Annotated in this window: 9 protein-coding genes and 1 tRNA gene; 8 read left to right on the top strand and 2 right to left on the bottom strand. The window is 61.5% G+C overall.

Annotation, left to right across the window (positions count from 1 at the left end; all coding sequences use genetic code 11):
* Complete coding sequence (locus tag CHB75_RS11635; protein WP_089270718.1) at positions 1 to 1,113, top strand: sensor histidine kinase; 1,113 nt, start codon at positions 1 to 3, stop codon at positions 1,111 to 1,113.
* A 524-nt stretch (positions 1,114 to 1,637) separates the two neighbouring features.
* On the opposite strand, the gene CHB75_RS11640 is transcribed toward CHB75_RS11635, so the two are convergent.
* Positions 1,638 to 1,713, bottom strand: a tRNA-Lys gene (locus CHB75_RS11640).
* A gap of 138 nt (positions 1,714 to 1,851) precedes the next feature.
* On the opposite strand from CHB75_RS11640, the gene dapF reads away from it, so the two are divergent.
* Together dapF and mtaB are read left to right on the top strand one after the other, a co-directional pair.
* A complete protein-coding gene (dapF, locus tag CHB75_RS11645; protein ID WP_089270719.1) occupies positions 1,852 to 2,685 on the top strand; it encodes a diaminopimelate epimerase in 834 nt (277 codons plus the stop codon).
* A complete protein-coding gene (gene mtaB, locus CHB75_RS11650; RefSeq protein ID WP_089270720.1) occupies positions 2,682 to 3,935 on the top strand; it encodes a tRNA (N(6)-L-threonylcarbamoyladenosine(37)-C(2))-methylthiotransferase MtaB in 1,254 nt (417 codons plus the stop codon). Before dapF ends, mtaB begins: the two co-directional genes overlap by 4 nt.
* A 12-nt stretch (positions 3,936 to 3,947) precedes the next feature.
* Here the strand turns inward: mtaB and CHB75_RS11655 are convergent, their stop codons facing one another.
* Complete coding sequence (locus CHB75_RS11655; protein ID WP_089270721.1) at positions 3,948 to 4,631, bottom strand: DUF4386 domain-containing protein; 684 nt, start codon at positions 4,629 to 4,631, stop codon at positions 3,948 to 3,950.
* A gap of 221 nt (positions 4,632 to 4,852) precedes the next feature.
* On the opposite strand from CHB75_RS11655, the gene CHB75_RS11660 reads away from it, so the two are divergent.
* The 5 genes from CHB75_RS11660 (at position 4,853) to CHB75_RS11680 (ending at position 22,940) form a co-directional block, all read left to right on the top strand.
* Entirely contained in the window at positions 4,853 to 5,545 is a 693-nt protein-coding gene (locus CHB75_RS11660; RefSeq protein ID WP_089270722.1) for a CDP-alcohol phosphatidyltransferase family protein, read from the top strand.
* A 189-nt stretch (positions 5,546 to 5,734) separates the two neighbouring features.
* Positions 5,735 to 6,430, top strand: coding sequence for a hypothetical protein (locus CHB75_RS11665; protein WP_089270723.1), 696 nt, complete (start codon positions 5,735 to 5,737; stop codon positions 6,428 to 6,430).
* A 170-nt stretch (positions 6,431 to 6,600) separates the two neighbouring features.
* The gene (locus tag CHB75_RS11670; protein ID WP_089270724.1) at positions 6,601 to 7,263 is read left to right on the top strand and encodes a hypothetical protein; all 663 of its coding nucleotides are present in this window, start codon (positions 6,601 to 6,603) and stop codon (positions 7,261 to 7,263) included.
* A 164-nt stretch (positions 7,264 to 7,427) separates the two neighbouring features.
* A complete protein-coding gene (locus tag CHB75_RS11675) occupies positions 7,428 to 11,168 on the top strand; it encodes a hypothetical protein (RefSeq protein ID WP_089270725.1) in 3,741 nt (1,246 codons plus the stop codon).
* Positions 11,169 to 11,186: 18 nt separating this feature from the next.
* Positions 11,187 to 22,940, top strand: coding sequence for a hypothetical protein (locus tag CHB75_RS11680; RefSeq protein ID WP_089270726.1), 11,754 nt, complete (start codon positions 11,187 to 11,189; stop codon positions 22,938 to 22,940).
* Positions 22,941 to 22,944: the final 4 nt, after the last annotated feature.

Here is a 22,944-nt window from a genome sequence, read left to right on the forward strand (position 1 = left end):
ATGAACCGTCAGTATGAGAATATTGATGTCTTAATCGTTGACGATGATAGATTTGATCGGCGGTCGGTGGCGCGTCTGCTCAGAAGTGCCTTTAGAGAAATTACGATCCGAGAAGCTGCAGGCCGTGACGAAGCGATGCTGGCCGCAGAGCAGGAACCCGATGTCGCCATTTTTGACTACCGGCTGCCGGGCTGCAGCGGGCTGGACGTGATGGCCGATTTCGTTGCGAAATGGCCTAACCTCACTTGTATAGTCATGACGGGCGAAGGTGACGAAGATGTCGCGAAGGCGGCAATTAAGGGCGGTGCATTCGACTACATTAATAAAAGCAAACTGACGGAAAGTGCGGTGCACCGAATGGTTACCCATGGCCTTGAGCGGAGCCTGATGAACAGACGGCTTGTTTCCCAAAGGCAAGAGCTGGAAGTCTTTGCCGATGTCCTTATCCATGACCTTAAAGCGCCAATCCGGGCGGTAAGCTTCCTTTCCGAGCAGATAAGAATGGATATGGACGAGGGCGATGAGGCTTCGGTCCGGACCGGTTTTGACTTGTTGGCGCGCTCGGCCAAGCAGATGGGCTCTCTTATCGATAGCCTCGCCAAGCACATCCGTTTGGATAATGATACAGAATTCGAAGAGACAAGTATCATGGATATGGTGGGGGCTGCTGTGAACGCTCTCCAATTGGAGATTTCCGAGGGTCATGCCACAGTTGATATGGCATTCGAGGATCGAAAAATTTCTTGCTGTAGCCCCCAGATTATCCAGGTGTTCCAGAATCTGATTTCCAACGCGATCAAGTATCGTGGCGATGATACCCCGAAAATTCAAATTTCTGTCGGGTCGGCTGATGAAGAAAAAATTACAATACTTCTCAAGGATAACGGTACCGGTATTCCAGAAGAGTTTCTGGAGCGTATCTTTGAGCCCTTCAAACGTGCCCCCTCCCGGGAGGGGGTTACCGGCACCGGCCTTGGGCTGGCCACCTGTCTGAAGGTCGCCCAGCGGCACAATGGCACCATTAAGTGCATATCCGAAGTCGGGGTCGGCAGCACCTTTTCCATCGAGTTGGCCCTGTCGCACGATTCAACGCGGATGCGTTTCACGGCGTGAAACAATAGAGTTGGAGGGGCCAGGTGACGCATCCCAAATACAATCGCGGCCCAACGACGAAGCTGCCCTGACGGAGCGGGCAGCCTTCTTTGGATCGGTCAGACAGGCCGCCAGCCTTCTGCGATGGCTGCGGAAGTCAGGGCTATGTTTGTCAGATGCCAAGCATTGCACGGTACCTCTGCCAACTACATCATTCAGCAGGCAATCTGAGCAGAAACCGTCGTCCGGGGACCCTGCTGCCAATGGCCTCGATCTGATCGCAGCAACGTCCCACAGCACCGGCAGGATCGGGGGAATGCCATTGCCCGTATCGATCGCGGTCACAGAATGAGCAGAGCGTCAGGGTGGGGCCAGCCAGCCCGTTTTTCTGAGGCTTGTATCCCGCAAATTGTCCGGAAGATGATGCTCCTCCGCCCGGAGGCCAAGGCCGCATGGCAAGACGCCAACACTTTCGACGCAAAGAAAACCTGCACCTGCCTGGCGCTGGATGAAACGGCACGATTGCACCGGAACTTGCGTAAAAGTGGTGAGCCCGTCGGGATCCGAACCCGAGACCTACTGATTAAAAGTCAGTTGCTCTACCAACTGAGCTACAGGCCCACTAGGCGGCTGTTTAGAAAGACGGCCCGGGGGGGTCAACCCCAAAAAGTGCATTTTATGACCAACTTGTAACGACCCTAGCGTAAGGCGCGGCAAGGCCTCTGGAAAGAAGCCGATGCAAGGCGTATATGCGCGGCCATGGATACGCGTGACTCCTCTGGGCTGCCCTTCATGAAGATGCACGGGCTGGGCAACGACTTTGTCGTGCTGGACGGGCGTGCGCGCGACATTTCGGTGACGCCCGCGCTGGCCGTGGCCCTAGGCGATCGCCACCGTGGGATCGGTTTCGACCAGCTCGCCCTGATCACTCGGGGTGGCGCAGGCGACGCGCATCTGACCTTTTACAATTCGGACGGCTCCACGTCAGCCGCCTGCGGCAATGCCACGCGCTGCATCGCCCGGCACATCATGGACGAGACAGGGCAGAAGCGCCTGACGCTGACCACCGACAGGGGCACCCTGCAGGCCGTTGATGCGGGGCAGGGGCTGACGTCGGTCAACATGGGGCCCCCGCAGCTGGACTGGGCCGACATTCCGCTGGCCGAGCCGATGGATACGCTGGAGCTGCCGATCGAAGGTGCCCCTACGGCGACCGGTATGGGCAATCCGCACTGCACCTTTTTCGTCGACGATGCCGAATCCGTCGCTCTCGAGCAGTTCGGGCCCCGCTTTGAGCATCACCCGCTCTACCCCCAGCGCACCAATGTTCAGGTGGCGTCGCTGATTGGCCCCGATCACCTGCGGATGCGGGTCTGGGAGCGCGGCGTGGGAATCACCCTGTCCTCTGGCTCGTCCTCTTGTGCCACCGCCGTGGCCGCTGCGCGCAGGGGCCTGACCGGGCGCCGGGTGCGTATTGATCTGGACGGCGGCACGTTGCAGATCGACTGGCGTGACGACGGCGTCTGGATGACTGGTGCCACGATGCATGTGGCCACAGGTGTGCTGACCGCAGACTGGCTGGCCACCGTATGAACGCGCCCAAATTCACCACGCTGGGCTGCCGCCTGAACGCCTATGAAACCGAAGCGATGAAGGCGCTGGCCGGTGAGGCGGGCCTTGGCAACGCCGTAGTCGTCAACACCTGCGCCGTCACAGCCGAGGCCGTGCGCAAGGCCCGGCAAGAGATTCGCCGCCTGCGCCGGGAAAACCCCGATGCCCGTCTGATCGTGACCGGGTGCGCGGCCCAGACCGAACCCGAGACTTTCAGGGCGATGTCCGAGGTCGACGCCGTCATCGGCAACACCGAAAAGATGACGCCCGGCACGTGGAAAACGCTCGCCGCTGATTTCATTGGCGAGACGGAAAAGGTCATGGTCGACGACATCATGTCCGTCACGGAAACCGCGGGCCACCTGATCGATGGTTTCGGCACCCGGTCGCGCGCCTATGTGCAGGTCCAGAACGGCTGCGATCACCGCTGCACCTTCTGCATCATTCCCTATGGCCGGGGCAATTCGCGCTCGGTTCCCGCCGGTGTGGTGGTCGATCAGATCAAGCGGCTGGTCGACAAAGGCTTCAACGAGGTGGTGCTGACAGGGGTCGACCTCACCTCATGGGGGGCTGACCTGCCGGCACAGCCGAAACTGGGCGATCTGGTGATGCGGATCCTGAAACTGGTGCCGGATCTGCCGCGCCTGCGGATTTCATCGATCGATTCGATCGAGGTGGATGACAACCTGATGGCAGCCATCGCGACCGAGCCGCGCCTGATGCCGCATCTGCACCTCAGCCTTCAGCATGGCGATGACCTGATCCTGAAACGCATGAAACGCCGTCACCTGCGCGACGACGCCATCCGCTTTGCCCAAGAGGCGCGCAAACTGCGCCCCGACATGACCTTTGGCGCCGACATCATCGCCGGTTTCCCGACCGAGACCGAGGCCCATTTCGAAAACTCCCTCCGCCTTGTCGAGGAATGCGACCTTACCTGGCTGCACGTGTTCCCCTACAGCGCGCGTCAGGGCACACCGGCCGCCCGGATGCCTGCCGTCAACGGCAAGGCGATCAAGGACCGCGCCGCCCGTCTCCGTGCTGCCGGTGACGCGCAGGTACAAAGACACCTCTCCACCCAGATCGGGCAGATCCACCGTATCCTGATGGAATCCCCTGACATGGGCCGCACCGAACAATTCACCGAAGTGCATTTCGCCACGCCCCAACCCGAAGGGCAGATCGTCACGGCACGGATAACTGGCACGACGGATACCCATCTGGTCGCGTGACCGACAGACGCCTCAGGCGGATTGGCGGAAAAGCAGAAGCCGCAAACAGAACGCGGCCTCGGCAAGGATGGTGATGCCGTAAACCGGCGCAAAGCTGTCCAGAAGCTCTGGCGCAAAAAAACGCAGCCCGCTGCCGGTCAGGTAAACAAGCCCCGCCGCAGCAAGGCCAACGCCGAAGACCCGCGCAATCAGACCCGACCGCCAGATCAGCATCCCCATGAGCAACCCGTTGATCCCGAAGAAGAACAGGCCAAGGTCATAGCCGTGCCCGTGCAGGTCGAGGAACAGCATCGCCAGCCCGTCAGCCCTTGCGCCGGTCAGGCTGCCCTCAGCGGAGAGAACCAGCCATGCGGCCTGTAGTGACATCAGGTTGATCGCGATGATCACGGTCTGGATCAGACGGAAGACCATCGCAGACAGCGCCAGACCCAGTGCCACCGCCCGAAACACCAGGTAAAGCAGGATCGCCAGTCCGGCATCGCATACCGCCATAACCAGATCCGCAGCTATGCCAGCCCGGTAGAGCGCCGGCGCGGCAAGGATTGCATCGGCGGTTGCAGCGGCGTCGCCGGGTGAATAAAGCCGGGCGCGGATGCCAAGTTCGGCACCTAGTCCGGCGCAGATAACGACAAGATATAGCAGTCCGGCCCAGCGGGCGCGGGTGGCCAGAAGGTCAGGGGAATGCGGGTGTGCCATGCGCAAAATCCTATGCAAATTCTGTGGAACTGAAACCGGGAACATTCTGACCGAAATCCGCCCGGAATTTAAAGCCAGAAATCGTTCACGCCGGGGCCACCGCCCCGTCAGACCTGCCCGCGCGCCCCACTTTGGCAAAAACGCCGGATTTGCCGTGTTCCCTCGGGACATCGCCCTACATCCAGTTTGCAACCGGACCGAAAATTAGCCATGACAGTTCAATGACACCACAGAACAAAGCCCTCACCGTCCATCTTATCACCGCCACCGGCGCGGTCTTTGCCATGCTGGCCCTGCTGGCCGCGACGCAGGAAAAGTGGTCGATCATGTTCCTCTGGCTGGTGATCGCCTTCTTCGTTGATGGCATCGACGGGCCGCTGGCGCGCAAATACGAGGTCAAATCCAATGCGCCCCGGTTCGACGGCGTGCTGCTCGATCTGATCATCGACTATCTGACCTACGTGTTCATCCCCGCCTTCGCGCTGTTTCAGTCGGGGCTGCTGCCGGGCTGGACCGGTTGGGTGGCGATCATCCTGATCACCTTTGCCAGTGCGATGTATTTTGCCGACACCCGCATGAAAACATCGGACAATTCATTTCACGGGTTTCCCGGCTGCTGGAACATGCTGGTGTTGGTCATGTTCGCGTTGCAGCCCAGCTTCTGGATCATCCTCGGGCTGGTCAGCATTCTTGCGGTGACCATGTTCCTGCCGCTCAAGTTCATTCACCCCGTGCGCACGGAACGCTGGCGGCCTGTGTCCCTGCCTGTCGCGCTGGCCTGGACCTTCTTTGCCGGCTGGGCCGCCTGGGTCGATTTCCATCCGCAAAGCTGGGCACACTGGGGGCTGGTCGTGACATCGATTTATCTGATTTCGGTCGGCGTCCTGCAGCAGTTGATTCCGGCGCGCCGCTGATCGCGCAACCGGCGGGCGCGCGCTTTACATCCCGCTGACGGCGCGCAACACTGGCGAAAACCGGGAACGGATCGTGTGGCCTGGTGTCCGCCTGAAGGGGGCAATAGGCCACATGCGCAGATTTCAACCCATGCCCCTCATACCCGGCGACCAAGGGTTCGGGACGCAGCCGTCCCCCGGGGCCACAGCATGACCCCCCGCCAGGGCCCCAAAGATGGCAAGCCGCTGCCGCACACCCCCGTGACCCTGCCGCAGGGCGATCTGGATCATTTCCACATTACCGCAACCGTGCACGGAAATGTCGTTCTGCTCGACGTGGCGGGCCTGCCCGGCAATCTGCCCAAGACCAATGGCAACACCTACGCGTTGTGGAACACGTCGTCGCCGCTTCCCACGGACACGCCGCTGGATATCCAACCGATGCCCACGGATGATCAACCCAGCCGATTTCAGTTCAAATATGACTTTCAGCCAATGAATTACGCCATCACCTATCAGGTCGGCAGCGCGCCCGATACGATGTGCGCAATCGCGCCATTGCCGCTGTTTCCGACCATGGCCTTGGGTTTTCCGGAAAATGTGTCGATGCAGATACGCGATCTGACGACAACTCAGATGGTATTTCAATATACTGTGCTGTCGGGGTACCCGCCGGCCACTTATGGTAACTGGATCGGCCTCTGGCAAGGAATTCAAACGAACCCCGGCGCGGTTGACCCAATCGCGCGCATTTCTGTGCCAGACAACCAGAACACGAATATTCTGACGCTGACCGGTCTGACCCTTTATGAGAATTTTGACTATACGCTGATTTTTTTCATGAAATCCGACGCGGATGACCCAAAACGCGTGTCGGCTGGCGCAGCGCTATATTTTTCAACCTAAGGTCGTGCGTCTGCATAGTCTACCATAACGTGTTTTTGTGTGGACCGAATCTATCATCTGTGATTTACTTAGCGGCAGGTAGAGTTTGTTTGGCACTGCCTGTTTCGCGGAATTGTTTTGTCCCGCGAAATTTCAATTTTTCGACCTGATTTATTCCCAGAGGATTACAAATGACTGAAATGCTTTTGATGACCGCACCGGCGGTCTCCCAATCCGTTACCCTGTCGCTCTTCTCAAAGGGGCCGACCGGGATCAACGTGAATTACACCACGTTCAGCAACAACATGCCCAAGACCTTTGCCAACCACATCTTTGTCTGGGAATCGGCCGGGCCGGTGGTGCCCTGGCAGAAGATCGACTCGTTTGTAAAAGACCAGCCGATCACCCAGGATTCCTACAAGGGCCTGCAAGAGGTGAAATTCGCCTACGAGGTCGGCAAATCCTACATCGTCGGTTATGCGGTTACGCCGGATCCTTCGTCGACAATGGCCACACTGTTCCTGCCTGCCGACAACGCCCCGACCGACTCGACCAGCGTCCAGCTGACCATGGGCAGCCTTATCACCGGGGGGGTGCAGCTTAAATTCAGCGGGCTGTCCCAGTACAATCCTTCGGCCAATGACAATTGGGTCGCGATTTGGGACGGTGAGGCGGCGTTGTATAAGGGCGCTCCCAAATGCAAGGCAGCGATCACCTCGCCCACCAGTTCGGGCACTGTGGTCGTTCCCTGCCCGCTGCTGATCGGGTCGACCTATACGGCGGGGTATTACATGGCCCCGGCCAAGGGTGACCAAGCCACGTCGCTGGCCGCCGAAGTCACCTTTACCACCTGACAGGCGCCCCGGGCGTCAATCCCCGACGCCCGTCTGTCCCAGTGCCCCGGGATTCCACCCGGGGCCAGAGGTCGCGCCGCACGGGCGTGGCCCCCATCCCCTATCCTGTCGTCTCCGATCCGGGTCTCAGACCCAGACGGCTGCGTAAGCCATGAGGATCTGCCGTGGTTCAGTTCATCCGCTATCAGGACACCCGTCTTTACACCTGCAGCAGCAATTCGGCGGGCACGGGCGGCTGGATCTTTGCCGCCATCAACCGCACGCCGACTGCCGATGAGAAGCTGTTGCCGGACGGACCGCTGACCCTGACCGAGGCGCTGGTCTGGGAGGCAAAAGACTGGGAAGGCACGCTGGTCTATCTCGCCACCGAGGTCGATCAGGCGACGGCGCACACCGCTCAGTTTGTCGACATGATCCGCACCATTCTGGCAACGACCTTCGGCAAGCAGGGTGGCCTGATCTTTCTGCCGTCGCTGGACTATCTCGATGCCGATGAGGCCACGATACGCGCGGCCATAGGCGCGGATGACCTGTTCGTAGTGCCGTTTTCACGCAGCAACGGCACGATCAGGCCGCAGCAGTTCTTTGATGTGCTGCTGACCGGGGTTCCCGGCGTCAGCGCGTCTTTCAATCCCAGCGTCACCTTTCACGTGCCACCCGAGGCCGCAGAATCCTATATCCAGCTGGACCCGACCGGATCCTCGACACCCGCGGTATCGCTGACTGGCCCATCGGCGCCCGACACGGCGCAGCCCGACGACCTGTCGGCCAGACTGTGGTTCGACGGGCCTGCATCCGGCGCGTTCCGGTTCGGCCTCACCATTCGGCAGCCGTCACTGCGCACGGATCTGAACATGGGGTTTCAACTGCTGATCCCCAATCCGGAATCGACCGGAACGGACCCCAGCGTCCTGCCGTATCTGCCGGCTTATCTGCCGCTGGCCGCGCCGGGCAGCGTTAATATCTTTGTGGAATTCACCGGGCAGGTGAATATCCTAAATCCGAACAATGCGGTGGCGGGGGCCTCGGAAACCGCATTCATCTTTGGCGACAGCATGCAGAATGGCAAAAGCATGCCAACCGCTCTGCAATCCTGTTACCGCACCAACTTTGGCAAGACGGTTCTTCTGACGCCGCTCAGCGAAACGCAATCGCCCGGCCACGCGGGTCGGTTGGTGATTGCGCTGGGGGGGCAGAACACGCCGCTGCAGAATGGATTCCGCTTTGGCCCCGCAGGCGATTTCGCCATCGGCGTCGCAGGTGCCAAGCCCAATGGATCCGAGGCGATCCTCTGCGGGCAGTCAGGCACCGAAACGGTATCGGTGGTCATCGCCCCGGGCGGCACGACGGCACAGCAACGGCTGCGTTTCACCGGGGGGATGCCCGCCAATGCGCCGGTCTTCCCGCTTGAACCGGTCTCTCCTGTCGGGCCACCGATCGACCCCAAGGCGATGCTGATGGACACCGGCTTTACCACCTCCTGGGTATCCTTTCTGGCCGATCCCGCCGCCAGTGGTGTGGCGGGCGGACACTATGCCGCCATGCCAAAAGGGGCTGAGTTGTTTGGCGGCGGCGGATCGACCGGCACATTGGGGCCAAAGGACCCGGGCGTGGCACTGCCCGGCACGCGCGAAGTGTTCTTCCCGATGATGCCCCTGTCCGGCTTTGTCGGCAGCGACGGATTGCAGGACATGACGACGGACGACCTTGAACTGCTGTCGCGCCAGATCGTCGGTCCAACCCGCAAGAACTGCATCAATCTGGCCGTCAGCACCGGCGCGGCACGGCTTTCGGCCTCGGCGCTGCATTCGCTGAATGCGTCGGTGGCACGGGCCGCACTGGCGGACACGACCCTGACCAGCACGACAACGCCGACCGGATTCATCACCCGCTATGATGCTGGCGGCGCATGGAAACAGTTGCTGCTGGCGCAGGTGGTCACCAATGGCAGCGTCACCCGTCAGATGGGCTTTACCGATCTGAACGACAACCTGCAGGCCGCGTTTCAGACCACCGACCAGTTTCTGGTCATCGCCAACAATCAGAATCTTGGCGCCTTTACCGACCCGGGGCAGGGCGACCCGCCGCCACATTTCTTTGCCCCCCCGGCCAGCCCGGAAATCGCGGATCAGCAGCTTTTCTTCAACCGGATCAACATCGGCCAATGGGATTTCACCACCAAACCCGGTGTGAACAACGCCTATGGCGACTATGCCAGCGTGATGATCGTCAAGGGCGTGAAGGGCAAGATCCTCGACATCGATTCCACCGGCAAGGTGCTGCCCGGATCGCTGGTCAAAAGCCCCGACAAATGGACGATGAAGGACACCTTTGCCACGCCCGATCCGCCCGATATGTCGGAACTGATTCCGCTATCGGACTGGCTGGTGGAATACTGCACCGATGCCTGGGAACAGGGCGCGCCGGATCGCGGCAACAACCCCTATTTCGCCAAGTTTGTCGACATCATCACCGATCCGGACTGGACCGGCGTGCTGATCCTCAAGGCGGCGATTGCCGAGGTCCCCAGCGACATCAGCGGCATTCTGGCAGGCGTCAAGGACCCGACAGATTTCTATGCCCACCACGTCGGTTTCGACATCGGCCAGATATCAAAGGACAAGGTCGAACAGACCGAAACGACTTCGATGTTCGGGCTCGTCTACTATGTCGACCCGCGTTATGATGACCGCCCGCCGGCGCACACGATCCAGCCGGCAAACCTTGAGGCCGAACAGGATTTCACCCTGCTCACGCTCAAGGCCCTGTTCGAAAATTCCGCCATTTCCAAATTTGAATCGCTGGCGCAGATGGTGCTGAACCGCCTTTTCGGTGCCGAAGTGACCGCCATGGTCGATGTCAAACCCGAAGGCCGCGAGGAAAATCCAGACAACGCGGTGCTGCTTCAGGGCGGTGTCCAGCGCAACGGCGATTCCGTGGTCTATTCGCTGACCTCGCGCTGGCCCAACCAGTACAGTCTGGCCAACAACGTCCTCACCTCGGTCGAGATCGACACCGCCTCCATGTCCACACGCGACACGGGCGAAACAAGCGGCGAGATGGTGTCGTGGATCGGCATGAGCGGCTTCATGAACTTCTCGGTCGTGCCGGGCGATGCTGACGCTGATCTGCCCGACTTCGACGTCTTTTCCTACGGGCCCGAGTCTGCGGATTCCAATGCCCTGCGTCAGGGTCTGAACTTCTCCAACCTCGGCCTTCGCATTGCCACACCCGTGGCTGATCCGGTGCCGGTCCTCACGTTGGTGGAATCGGAAATCGCCTTTAACAGTGCTGACAGCCATGCCCGCGACAAGAGCCTGTACAAAAGCTTTCAGCTGGAACTGCTGGGGCTGCTGTCAGGCGATGCCGAAGGCGCGGACAAATCCGATCCGGCCTCGCTCGGGTTTCTGCCCGCGCTCACCCAGTACGATCTGCGCGGCGTTTCCGGGCGCTGGCACGGGCTGCGGTTCAAACTCAACCTTGGCACGCCGGGGGCACTGGCGGGCAAGGTGAACCTCGATTCCTCGATGCTGATCGCCTGGTCGGATGACAGCGGCGCCAGCGATCCCGACAGCTATGGCGCCGTGGTCGGCATCGCCCTGCCCGGCGCGGGGGGCGGGGGCGAATTGTTCAGCCTGCAAACCGTGCTCAAGCTGTCGATCGGTCTGGTGCAGCTGTTCTATGCCCCGCCCGATGGTGCCAATCAGGGCGGTTTCCTGCTCGTGCTGAACCAGATCGCGCTCAAATTTCTGGGCCTGCTCAAGGTACCGCCCAGCGGCAACACCGCCTTCATGCTGTTCGGCGATCCAGATGCCGGGGACAGCACCGGGCTGGGATGGTTCGCCGTCTACAACAAGGCCAAGGAAGAGGCGGCCAAAAAGGCGGACGCCAAAACAGACGCTTAAGGCGGAAAAGGTCATCCCATGTTTGAATTTCTCGCTCAGGTCTATTCATCGCTGTTCAGCACCACCGCGCAATTTTCGGGTGAAGCCGTCCATGCGCAGGTTGCCGCTTTTCGCACGCTGATCAACACCGACGCGCCGGAATTCAAGACGATCCGCCTCTGGGTCGATGACGGGGCCAGCTACGGGCATCAGGCGTCGACCGTGAATGTGATGTACCGGCTGGTCCGGCCCGCCGATGACGCCGATCTGACGTTCGGATACACCGGCACGGTCGAAGTCTATTACCAAAGCGCCGCAGAACTGACCAAGCTACAGGAGCTGATCCCGGAACTTGCCACCACGGTATCCGGCCCGATCAACGGCGCGACCGTCACGCTGATCGCCTATGACGCCGCCACGCCACCGGCAACGCAGGTGGCCTTTGGTATGACGGGCGGGGTCGGCTACAGCAGCGATTACAACACACTGCTGAACGTCCAGACCTTTCTGCAATTGCAGCCCTACAACTGGCCAAGCCCCGAGCGGATCACCTTTGCCGATGGCACACCGGCCATTGATCTGTCGACCGTGCCCCAGGTCGGCGGCGAACGGTTCAACCGGCGGCTCTATACGCTGGACCCGGCCAGCTATCAGACCGTGCCCTGGGCGATGTATCAGGCCGGCGCATACACCCCCGAACAAAAGGCCCGCGCCGAGATTGTCCAGTATCTGGTCAGCGACCCGTTCCTGGCCGATCACGCCCTTCAGGCGGCCTACAGCATCAAAAGCCTGATCAGTCGGCTCAATGCCTCGCCGACATACGCGGCGGGACTGGTCTGTGCCTCTGTGCTGGACTGGCAGCGGCAGACGGGCGGTAACAACCCGAACGCGAAACCGACTGTCATCCTCAATTTCGACGACTTCGGCACACCAGCCGAATCCGAGGGCGGCGCGCTCAAAACCGTGCTGCTGGGCGGCTTTGCGCCAGACGAACACCAGCTGAATATGATGGTTCAGGCGGGTAATCCCGACGCTGTATCGAATTACAACCGGCGCAAGCAGTATTTCGAAAATCTGGATTCCGGCACGCGGTTTTTCTATCTGAACTATCCGGACGATCTGGATGATGTGAAAGCGGCGCTCGCGCTGATCGATGGCAATCCGAACGCCGTCATGTTCATCCAGCTGGGCCGCAGCTTTCCGGCGGTGTTCAGCCATGCGGTGTATAAATCCACCCTGCCGCCAGTGTTCGAAGGGCAGGGCACCGCGAACCTCTGCGTCAATATCGGCCGCGCCTTCATGCAGGTGCCGGCCCCCAATCAGAGTCAGGAAAACCGGCTCAAGATCTATCCGGCACTGACGCTTGAAACCTACAATTCCCAGGCCATCCCCGGTGAGCTGCTGACAGCGGCGCAGCAGATATCCACCTCCAACGCGCTCTGGCCGACCGATCCGACGCAGGCACCGTCACGCGTGACGGCCGACCTCTACCGCGCCTATACCGGTGCGCGCGCGGTGGAAATTCAAACCTATTTCGATGAAATCAAAGCCTTTTTCGCCTCCGCGCCGCAGGACAAGCTGTCGCTGGCCATCGCCTACATGATGTCACAGCGCGTGCCCGATAATGCGACGCTGGCCGCCACGGACAATCCGCTGAATGACCTGTGGGACCAGATCGACGCGGCGCAGAAAAAGGGCAGTGTCGATCTGGTGCCGGGCATTCTGGCCGGTGGCAGCATCCCGGATTTCATCACCACCTTCCTGAAGTCATGGGCCCCGACGCTGACCCTGACCAGCGTGACCACCTTTGAACCCGCGACGAAACCCGACGACGTGACCGAAATCACGCTGGCCGGACCGACCTCGGCCTTTGATGCGCTGGGTATCCCCTGCGATGTGACGATCAAATTCACCGCCCCCGACAATGTGCTGGCCGCCGATATCCGCTTCACCGTCACGGGGGATTGGGTCATGCCCGGTGCCCCCTGGATGGTGTTTGATTCGCCCTTTATCGCCCTGACCCTGTCGGATGGGAAAAAGCTGGTCAGCGCCCGCATCGGCGGCGGCTATTCGGCGTTCAAGGATGCGTCCAAAACCCCGATCAAGGCCGACCTCGATATCCTTGTTGGCGGTGCCGAAGATCTCTGGCCCGCCAGCATGCGCTTTGACGGGACCTATCCCGGCATCGCCAGCGCCTACCAGATGTTCACCGGTTACAATCTGGTCAAGGCACTGCCCGCACCCTTCAACGTACTGACCGATCTGGGCGTGAGCGACATTGAAATCGACTATGACGCCAAGGCAAAGAACGTGAACAGCCTGTCGGTCGTCGCGCAAAGCAACACCACCGATCTGCCGCTTTTTGGCGGTCTCAGCCTCGCCAACACCAAGATCACCGCCATCGTCACCCAGCCCACCACCGCACGCACGCTGGCGGTGGGTGTTTCGGCCACATTCAACGTAGGCGCCACTGATCCGGCGGTGATTTCCGTCACCGTCACCTACCCCGAAGTCACCCTTCAGGGCGCGCTTGAGTCCGGCGTTCTGACCATTTCCAAGGTGATCGAAACCTTTGTGCCCGGCACCGTTCTTGACCTGCCGCATGAACCGGTGATCGACGCCTTTGCCTTCAACTATGACAAGCCCAGGGATTACCTCACTGTCTCGATGAACATGACGATGCAGGGGTGGGAATTCACCTTTCCCTATGCGCAGAAGCCGCTGTTCTCGCTTGATCGGGTGGGCTTCGGGATCACCCGCGACAAGGGGTCGAACACCGGCAACATCACCGCCGACACGACGCTGGTGCCGTCCTTTACCCCGCAGATCAAGGTTGAGGTCGGCGCCTATTACGAAGCGACCAAGAATTGGCGCTTTCTCGCGCGCACCACCACGGTTGTGCCGCTCAATGATCTGATCGGCGACTATCTTGGCGCGGCCTGGATCACCGATGCGTTCCAGTTCCCGAAGCTCAAGGATATCAGCGTTGAAATGGTCTGGGGCCAGAAGGGCGGCACCGGCGCGGCCTCGGCCCAATGCTTTGAATTCAAGGCCAAGACCGCCACCCCATGGGAACCGATCCCGGTGCTGGGCGACCAGCTTTCCGCCACCTTCGATCTGACGTTGGGCTATCGCCCGGATGGGGCCGTGAACGAAAATCTGCGGCTTGCGGGCCTGCCCACCGTGCCCAATCCCACCGCGCTCGCGACCGAAACCGCCGGGATGCATGGCAAACTTCTTGCCGCCGTGACACTGTGGAAAATCCACCTGAGCATCGAATTCGATTTCCAGCCCGGTGTGCAAAAGGTCATCGTGATCTGGACTGATGTGGGGCTCAAGGCCGTGGTTGAAACCGCAGCCAAGGACGAACCGGCCCGCGGCATCACCAAGGGCGACACGATCGCCACCTTCACGCTCGAAGGGCAATCCATCGGCAGCATGGTCGAGAAATTCGTCGGCTGGGCCACGGGCACCAAATTCGGCCTGCAGCCGCCGTTCAACGTGCTGAACGATATCAAACTGTCGGGGCTCAGCGTCACCTACAACTTCACCACCAAGAAGGTGTCGTTCAACATCGGCATCGGCCCGATCGATCTGGGGCTGTTCACGCTCAAGGGCATCACACTGGCCTACAACCCGGACGGCAATTCCGCATCCGAAGGCAACGGCAGCAGCAAGAACAAGGTCGCGATCAACGTTGAGGGATCCTTCCTGTGGCAAAGCGGCGATTCCCTGTCCTGGGCGCCGGACGATCCCAATTCCACGCCCGCACCTGCCGGTGGCGGCAATAAATACTTCGATCTGCGCCTGCTCGCGCTGGGCCAGCACGTCGAGGTTCAGGGCCTGACCGGCGCGAAATCGGTGCAGGAGGTCATTACCAACCTGCAAAATCTCGATATCCCGAATCCGCCCGATATCCCGCTGAACGGTCCGAACCAGCCAAGGTTCAAGGCCGATTCTTCGTGGTTCGTGGCCTTCGATTTCGGCGTGCTGAAGACGGAAAAAGACGCCAAATCCACCACCTCGGCCACCGCCATCGCGGCGTCGAACATGACCGCCCCCCGCGAATACGGCGTTCCTGCCCCGGCACAAAGCCGTGCGCTGGTGGCAGCCGAGGAAGCGGACGAATACTTCATCTCGCTTTCGATCGTGTTCAACGACCCCAACCTGTATGCCCTGCGCATCGCGCTGGCCGGGCCGATGGCCAAGATATTCAAAGGTCTGGACTTCCAGATCATGTACCAGCAGGTATCTGAAAACGTTGGGAAATACTCCGCCCAGCTTGTCCTGCCCGACATCATGCGCAAATTCCAGATCGGCGTCGCCTCGATCACCCTGCCGACCTTTGCCATCGAGGTCTACACAAACGGCGATTTCCAGGTCGATCTCGGCTTTCCCTGGAACGAAGATTTCTCGGTCTCTTTCTCTGTCGAATTCATGGCCGGTCCGTTCCCGGTCATGGGCTCGGCCGGTTTCTATTTTGGCAAACTCTCAAGTGCGACCACCAACAAGGTGCCGACCACGTCGACCGGCTGGTTCAACCCGGTCATCGTCTTTGGCTTTGGCGCGCAGGTGGGTCTGGGCAAATCGGTCGAGGCCGGCATTCTGTCCGCCGGTTTCAGCCTCACGGTCTTTGGCATCATCGAAGGCGTGATCGCCCGCTGGCTGCCGTATCAGGGCAAGACCGAAGAGGGCCTTCCCGCCGAAATGCAGGACGGCTACTACTTCTCCCTGACCGGCACGCTCGGCATTCAGGGACGGCTTTATGGCTCGATCAACTTTGCGATCATCTCGGCCGAACTCAACATCAAGATCTCGATCTTCGTGCGCGCCACATTTGCGTCCTACGAACCGATTCCGCTTCTGGTGCAGGCAAACGTCGACGTATCCCTGTCGGTCAAGATCAATCTGGGCCTGTTCAAGATCACCATCCATCTCGGCTTCAAGGCCGAGGTCAAGGCCAGCTTCGTGCTTGAAAACCCGATGAAGGGCCCGGCCCCGTGGCACGACCCGACACAGGTGGCCCGTGCCGCCCCGATGATGCTGAACGCCCGCGCCATGACGAAACTCATGACCTCTGGTGCGGCGCTGCGGGCAGCACCCTATAACCCCGACTGGACGAAACTTCAGCCGGGTATCCTGCTGAACATGCAGGGTTATGTGGTGCCGGTGCTGTCTGTCGTCGGTGACGGGGCGGCCGCCCCCGCCGATCAGAAAATGGCCTATGTGGTCAACTTCTTCATCAAGGATCAGGCCCCGGTCCAGACCGGACCCGATGGCACCCTGCGCAGCAGTGCTGCCGCACATATCGTGGCGCCCAACTCCGTGGCCCGCGCGGCGCATGAACGCGCCCGTGCCCGCAGCCGCCTTCGCGCCACAGGGGCCGCGAACACGTTTGAGGATTTCGCCGTTCGCGTGCTGCAATGGGCGCTGGCCGCCGGTCAACCCGGCACCCCCACGCCGGATGAGGTCGACGCCACCATCGTCACCGACGCCTATCTCGAACAGATCCTGAGCTGGTTCAGCAACGACGCCAATCCCGCGCCAATCCCCGCCACCCAGATCGCCGCTTTCCTGAAAGGTCAAAGCGCCTTCGCCTTCACCCTCCAGCAAGAGGCGGATCCAACGGGCGAGGTTCCCGTGGTCTTCTTCCCCGCCGCGCCGGAACTGAACGTCAATGTGCCCGCCTTCAACGGCGGCGCGGCCTACACCTATTCCTATGGCGCGGCCAACACGTCGACTCCCGGCTACCTTGCCGCGCTGAACAGCTATTTCAACGCCCTCAAGGTCCAGATCGAGGCGGAAAACCCGGCCCCGAATGGCCGCCTGACTGCTGGTGCCGGTGGCCTCTCGATTGCCGAATATATCTTCCAGGATTATTTCGCGATGATCATCCGGCAGGGCGTGCAGTCCCTGCGCGATGCGCTTGCGAACTATCTTCTGCCGCTTGATACGCAAACCGGAAAGACCGCGCAGCAGATCGTCGATCATATCAATGCGCAGATGGCGGGCGATGCCCCGCTGGAGCCGCTGTTCTACACCGTCCCCGAACTCTTTGCCGCCAACCCATCCCATCCGCTGAACCCGGCGGCGTCGGCCGTGCAGATCGCCGGAATGACCTGGCAGGCCACCGGCGGGCAAAGCCTGAATGACATCGCCGCGCTGCCGGTCTTTGGCACCGCCTACAGCGGGCAGGCGCTGGGCCTTGCCAATGCCGCCGACCCCCGCATCATCGCCAGCGGCGTCACCATCGCGGCCAACGGAAATACCCATGTCACCCAAAGCGGCGACAGCTTTGACCGCATCGCCGTCACCTTGGGTCTTGCCGATGCGGCGGCGCTGTTTGCCGCCTTGCCGACGCTCTTGGCCGACAAGACCGTGCTTGCGGCGCAATCGATCCTCGATATCCCGGTCTTTGGCCACAAGATCACCGCAGGCGACACCCTGCAAACCGTGGCACAGCGCTACGCGCTTAAACTCGACGCGCTCGCCACCGACGCGAACGCCAAGATCGCGGATCTCTTTGACGGCACCGGCAAAAAACCCAGCCTGAATGTCCCGCATCTGGTGCAATACACCACCGGCGATCTGATGGACGAATTGCGCCGCTCGCTGGCGCTACAGCATATCTCGGCGATGATGTCGCGCTACTACATGCACGGCCTGCGCCTGCCCACGGTTCTGGGCGATACCGGTCAGGACAAACTGATCCCCGCCGCCGGAGTGCCCTTTGCGGACGCCGGGGCCTATCCCGCCGACCTTGGCCTGTTTGCGCTGACCGGCCAGACGCTGCCGCTGCCCGTCATCCCGAACCCCGCCGACACGCCCGAAGGCGACCCGTTCTACAGCTTTACCCTGGCCGGTCCCGCCGACAGCTGGCTGACCCTTGGCGATACCAATACGGTGACCTACACGCTGGATGCCAGCCTTGGGAATGCGCGCTATCTGCAATATGACGCGGTGCGCGCCGTGGCGCAGGGCGGATACCTCGACCTTGGCGCATCTCCCATCAAACCGCTGCCGGCCGCCACGCAAAAGGCCCAGCGCTTCCCGCTGACACGCGAAATCGTCTGGCAATCGGCGGTTAACATCGACCTGCCGCAGCAACCCGCCGCCCCGACAACGCCGCGCCCGCGGCTGTGGTCGCTGCCCAATCCGCTGATCAACCTGCCCAACGGCACGCCGACCCGTCCGACGATGAAGCCGCTGATCGCCCGCACGGACGAGGCAAAGGGTAAAACCGTCGATGAAGCCATCTTAAACTACGGCTTTGGGTCGCTGATCTCCTTCCAGGTCAAGAAACTGGCCGATATCGGCACGGGGTCTGCCGTCAAACGCACCTACGAAATCGTCGGCGCGCCGGAATCCGAAATCACCCTGCTGGAACGCCTGCTCGACCAGCTGCCGAAAGACAATTCCGCCTTCCAGCAGCTGGGCCTTTTCTACCGCCCGACCACCACGGGCAGCGAAACGGCAGGCTGGCAGTCTGACGACCCATCGCTTAGCCTGATGGGCATCACCCAGACCAACCTGTCGACCGAAACCCGGCCCCCCGTCGGCTCGGCGCAGGTCGACGCGCGGATGGCGGTCACCGATTTTGGCAATGTCATCGGCACGCCCATCGACCTGCTGCGCCTGCTGTGGGAGGCAAGCATCACCCGGCAGGGCGGCTTCTTCCTGACCTATTCCACCAACGGCACGACTGATCCCAAAGGCCTGCCGGACCACATCTTCAACGACCGGGGCGAAGCCGAGGTCGCGGTTCTGGTGCTCTACGATCTTGCCGGGTCAATGGGTCTGGAGGTCGGCAACTTCATGAACGTGGTGGCCACCAACGAAGGCTTTGACCTCACCGCCGCCGCCATGGTCGCCGAGGCCGTGCCGCTGCCACCCAAGCAGGGGCGTGCTTTCATCCCCGGCGCCGATACGCTCGCCAGTTACGGCGCTGAATACTACATGGGCCTCGGCGTGCTGGTGACCCAGAACGCCACCGCGCCACTGGCCGAAGGCACTCCGCTGCGGATCGAAGGCGGGCTGTACCAAGTCCCCGCCGTGCCGCCGCAGACACCGGACCTTGCCAACCCCGGCGGGGATCTCGCGCTGATCGCGCAGCATTTTGGCACCTCGGTCGCGGCCATTCAGGCCGTCAACATCGCCGGTCTGCCCGCCACGCTGGCCCCGCTGACGGCGATCAAGCTGCCCGCGCTGGACATCACGGTGCCTGCCAACAGCAGCTTTGCCGCCCTGTCCACCTACTACGGCGCGCCGCTTGCCAGCCTTGCGGCCACCAACGCCGCGACTTCGGCCTTTGCCGCCGGGGCGCTGTCTGTCATCGTCGGTCCGCTCAGCCTCGCCCCCGAGGTAAAGGAAGGCGTGGCAGGCATCACCCTGACCCGGCCCGAACCGCAGGTGCCCGACACGGTGACGGCGGACTATGGCCTTGCCTATCTGCAACAGACCTTCAGCCTGATGGGCTATCGCATCGCGCCCAATACCGGCAATTCCTACTTTGCCACCTCCAACTGGGGCCTGCCCGCCGGTCCGGTCAATCCCGACCCCGACACCACCAGCGGCAAACTTCAGGCACCGGCCGCCAGCGCCGATAGCTGGGATTTCAGCGTATCCGTGCCCTATACCGCCGTTCTGTCCAAAGGCGTGGCCGACCCCAGCCCCTATCTGGGCGTGGGCAGCATGATGACGCTCGACCTCGACTGGCTGGACATCTTCGGCAACCGGGTGCTGTCCGATCTGAACGACCCGAATGCGGCACCGGCGAAACAGAACCTGCCGCCGCAGATCACCGGCTATACCGACCGGCTCTTTGGTGTCGGGCAGTGGCCATCGGTCGCCAATGCCTTCCGCATCCACAAACCCGACGGCACCGATGCGCCGGTGCTGAACCTGATCCTGCGCTTTGATACCTCAGTGTACGAAACCGCCCGCAGTGACATGCAAACGGCCGACACCGCAGAGAATGGTGAAAACAAGCTCAAGCAGGCGATCGAGGCCTATACCAACATCGTCGCTCAGCTGAACGATCCGGCTGGCGTCAGCGTCACCGTGACCTCGACAATGGCACCAACGGCCAGCTGGCCAATCCCCAGCATGGTCGCAGGCGCGCCCGCCGGTCTGCTGCTCTGGGCGCAGCAAATTCTCAAGTACCTCACCGATCTGGCCGCCGGTACACCTGGCAAGCTGCCAAGCCAGACCTTCACCGCCGCTTTCGACCTGTCCGGCGCAACTCTGAACGCCGATCAGATCTTCAAACTCTCGGCCACCGTGGCATTGGCGCGCGACCCGTCGCTGGTCAATGGTGACCTGCGCAGCGTGCCGGGGGTCTCTACCGCCGCCACGCCGGTGTCGCCCTGGACCGGCGACATGGATGACACCGATGTCACCCAGCAACGCGGCCTTACCGCCTTTGCCCAGGACTTTGCCAACGCCTTTGCCGACACCGCCGGGCATACATTCCGCATTGCCACCGGCACAGACCGCAATGTCTTTACCGGCAGCGCGAACAAACCGGTCTGGGTCGTCCAGCTGGGCAAGACCGCAGGCACCGACGCGATTTCCTTTACCGTGCCGGATAAGGGCGACCCGCTGATCTATGCCCCGCGCCCGATCTCGAATGTGCCGCGCTCCAAGGCGCAGACGCAGATCCTGCCCTATACGCCGGGCGAACCGCTGGACCCGGACGCACCGCCGGTGATGACAGCGTTCACCTCCATCGACCTTGATAAATGGATGGGCACCGCGCTGGCCTATACCGACGCATTGCTTAGCCCGAAATACGTCACCCCCGGCGATATCCTGCGCCACAACCTGCCAGAAGCCGGTATTCCCGATCAGGGTGCCCTGCAAAAGGTGCTCGACGCCAAGAAGGCGCTTGCCGCATCTCTCAAGCATCTGATGATCCCGGTCTATTCCGGCGAACCGGCCCGTTCCGACACGATCCAGGAGGCGTTCTATCAATCCATGCTGGGCACGCTGGGCCAGTTCTACGCCGTCAAGGCGGGCGTTCAGTTCGAAGCCGATGTAACCTCGGCCATCGCACCACAGCCGGGGGCGGTGGAACCGCCACGCATCTTTGGCGAAATCGGGCATGTGACCCATGCCAAGGCGCTGAACACCCGCACCGGCGCGACCAGTGACAAGAACGTCACCCTGTCCTCGCCCCGTGTCACGCTCAAGACATCGACGATGGATCCCACCTCCACAAGCTGGCTGAACTCTCTGCTCAGCTCGACCTCCACCGATGCCGCCTGCGTGTCGCTGGATCTCGACTATGCCGGGCAGTACATCGAACATGAGATCGGCAAACTGCCGGGGATCGACGGCTACAAACCATCCTCCTGGCTCAGCTTTGTGGAACTTGGCACCGAAAAGCCGCAGCCGCCCTTTGCCGCATCGCTGGGTGAATTCCCCGTGCCCATCGTGCTGCGGGCCTTCCCTGAAATGCCGTTGCTTGTGGCACAGGATGGTGGCGCGCTGACCCCGGATGGCTGTTATCTGCCGCTCACGCCGCCGGTTCTGGCCGCCATGCCGACCGGCGATTACAACCCGCTGACTGCCGTCACGCGCTGGGCCTACAGCTTTGCCTACTCCATGCAGGTGCATCAGCAGCAGGACGAAGTACACGGCACCGTCGTCTTCAACATCAAACCGTCGGGTGTGTTTGCCGATGCACGGCTTGGCCAGCCACGCGATCTGTTCGACACCCTCGCCACCTTTGTGACGGTCTATCCGCAGGTCCTTGCGGGGCTGAACGCCAATCTCGTGCCCATCGACGTGGGTACACGGGACAAGGACACGCTGAACGCCGCGCAGAACGCGCTGCTCTCGGCCGCGACACTGATCCAGCAACTGGCCGATACCGCGAACCTGCCGCAGGTCGGCGGTTCCTTTGACGAAGCCAGCCGCCGGGACAGCGAATCCGGCACGGTGGCCCCGGTCAAATTCTCCATCTCCGAAGGCACAATCACCAAACAGGACCCCGACATAACCCCGGTCGAGGCGCTCTTGATCACGCTGCGCCTTGCCGATCTTCTCCCGGAACGGGTGGGCAACCCCTTTGTCACCATCGACGGCTATGACTGTGCACGGGAACCTTCGGATGATCCGAAAATCGCCCAGTTCACCTACCGCAAGCTTGGCAAATATCTGCCCGCCGCCATCGGCCGCACAATCCCGGGCCGCCGCGTGGTGCTGCCCGATCTCGGGATCCTCGAACGGCAGGATGCGCTGGCCTCGGTCAACCTCACGCGCAACGCCGATATCGTCCCGGGCAAGGTCATTGCCGAACCCTTTGTCTACCGCACCCCGGAAATCGCCTTCGAATCGCCGCTGCATCCGACCCTGATGAACGACACACCGGTCAATATCGCGACGATCTATTCGACAGGACCGGATGTGCCGGTGAAACGACCCTTCGCTGATCAGTTGGCGGCGCTCTATACCGCGCTGTTCCGCAATGCGGGCACGGCGGATGTGACGCTGCAACTGACGCTGTACTATGCCTATTCGATCAATACCGGACTTGAACCGGTGCGCCTGCCGGTCTTCCTGATGCCGCCAACCACGCTGACCCTGCCGGCGGGCGGGATCTTTGACACCACCACCGCACCGATCCCCCAACAGGCGGCGGCATGGGCCGACTGGTGGGCCACCAACCTACCCAGCGAAGAAGGCGGACAGATCCAGCTGTCACTGACCGTGATGTCTGACCTGACCGAAAAACCGATGCCGGTGCTGAAGCTGACAGGCGGCTATATCGACATCAAGGATGTGGGCTAAGCGG

This window comes from Puniceibacterium sediminis, assembly GCF_900188035.1.
In the GTDB taxonomy this organism is placed as follows: Bacteria; Pseudomonadota; Alphaproteobacteria; order Rhodobacterales; family Rhodobacteraceae; genus Puniceibacterium; species Puniceibacterium sediminis.

Bases quoted from the DNA above. Each gene is read 5' to 3' on its own strand.
- CHB75_RS11680 (WP_089270726.1), top strand. From the start codon at position 11,187: ATGTTTGAATTTCTCGCTCAGGTCTATTCATCGCTGTTCAGCACCACC.
- mtaB (WP_089270720.1), top strand. From the start codon at position 2,682: ATGAACGCGCCCAAATTCACCACGCTGGGCTGCCGCCTGAACGCCTAT.
- CHB75_RS11665 (WP_089270723.1), top strand. From the start codon at position 5,735: ATGACCCCCCGCCAGGGCCCCAAAGATGGCAAGCCGCTGCCGCACACC.
- CHB75_RS11635 (WP_089270718.1), top strand. From the start codon at position 1: ATGAACCGTCAGTATGAGAATATTGATGTCTTAATCGTTGACGATGAT.
- dapF (WP_089270719.1), top strand. From the start codon at position 1,852: ATGGATACGCGTGACTCCTCTGGGCTGCCCTTCATGAAGATGCACGGG.
- CHB75_RS11670 (WP_089270724.1), top strand. From the start codon at position 6,601: ATGACTGAAATGCTTTTGATGACCGCACCGGCGGTCTCCCAATCCGTT.
- CHB75_RS11660 (WP_089270722.1), top strand. From the start codon at position 4,853: ATGACACCACAGAACAAAGCCCTCACCGTCCATCTTATCACCGCCACC.
- CHB75_RS11655 (WP_089270721.1), bottom strand. From the start codon at position 4,631: ATGGCACACCCGCATTCCCCTGACCTTCTGGCCACCCGCGCCCGCTGG.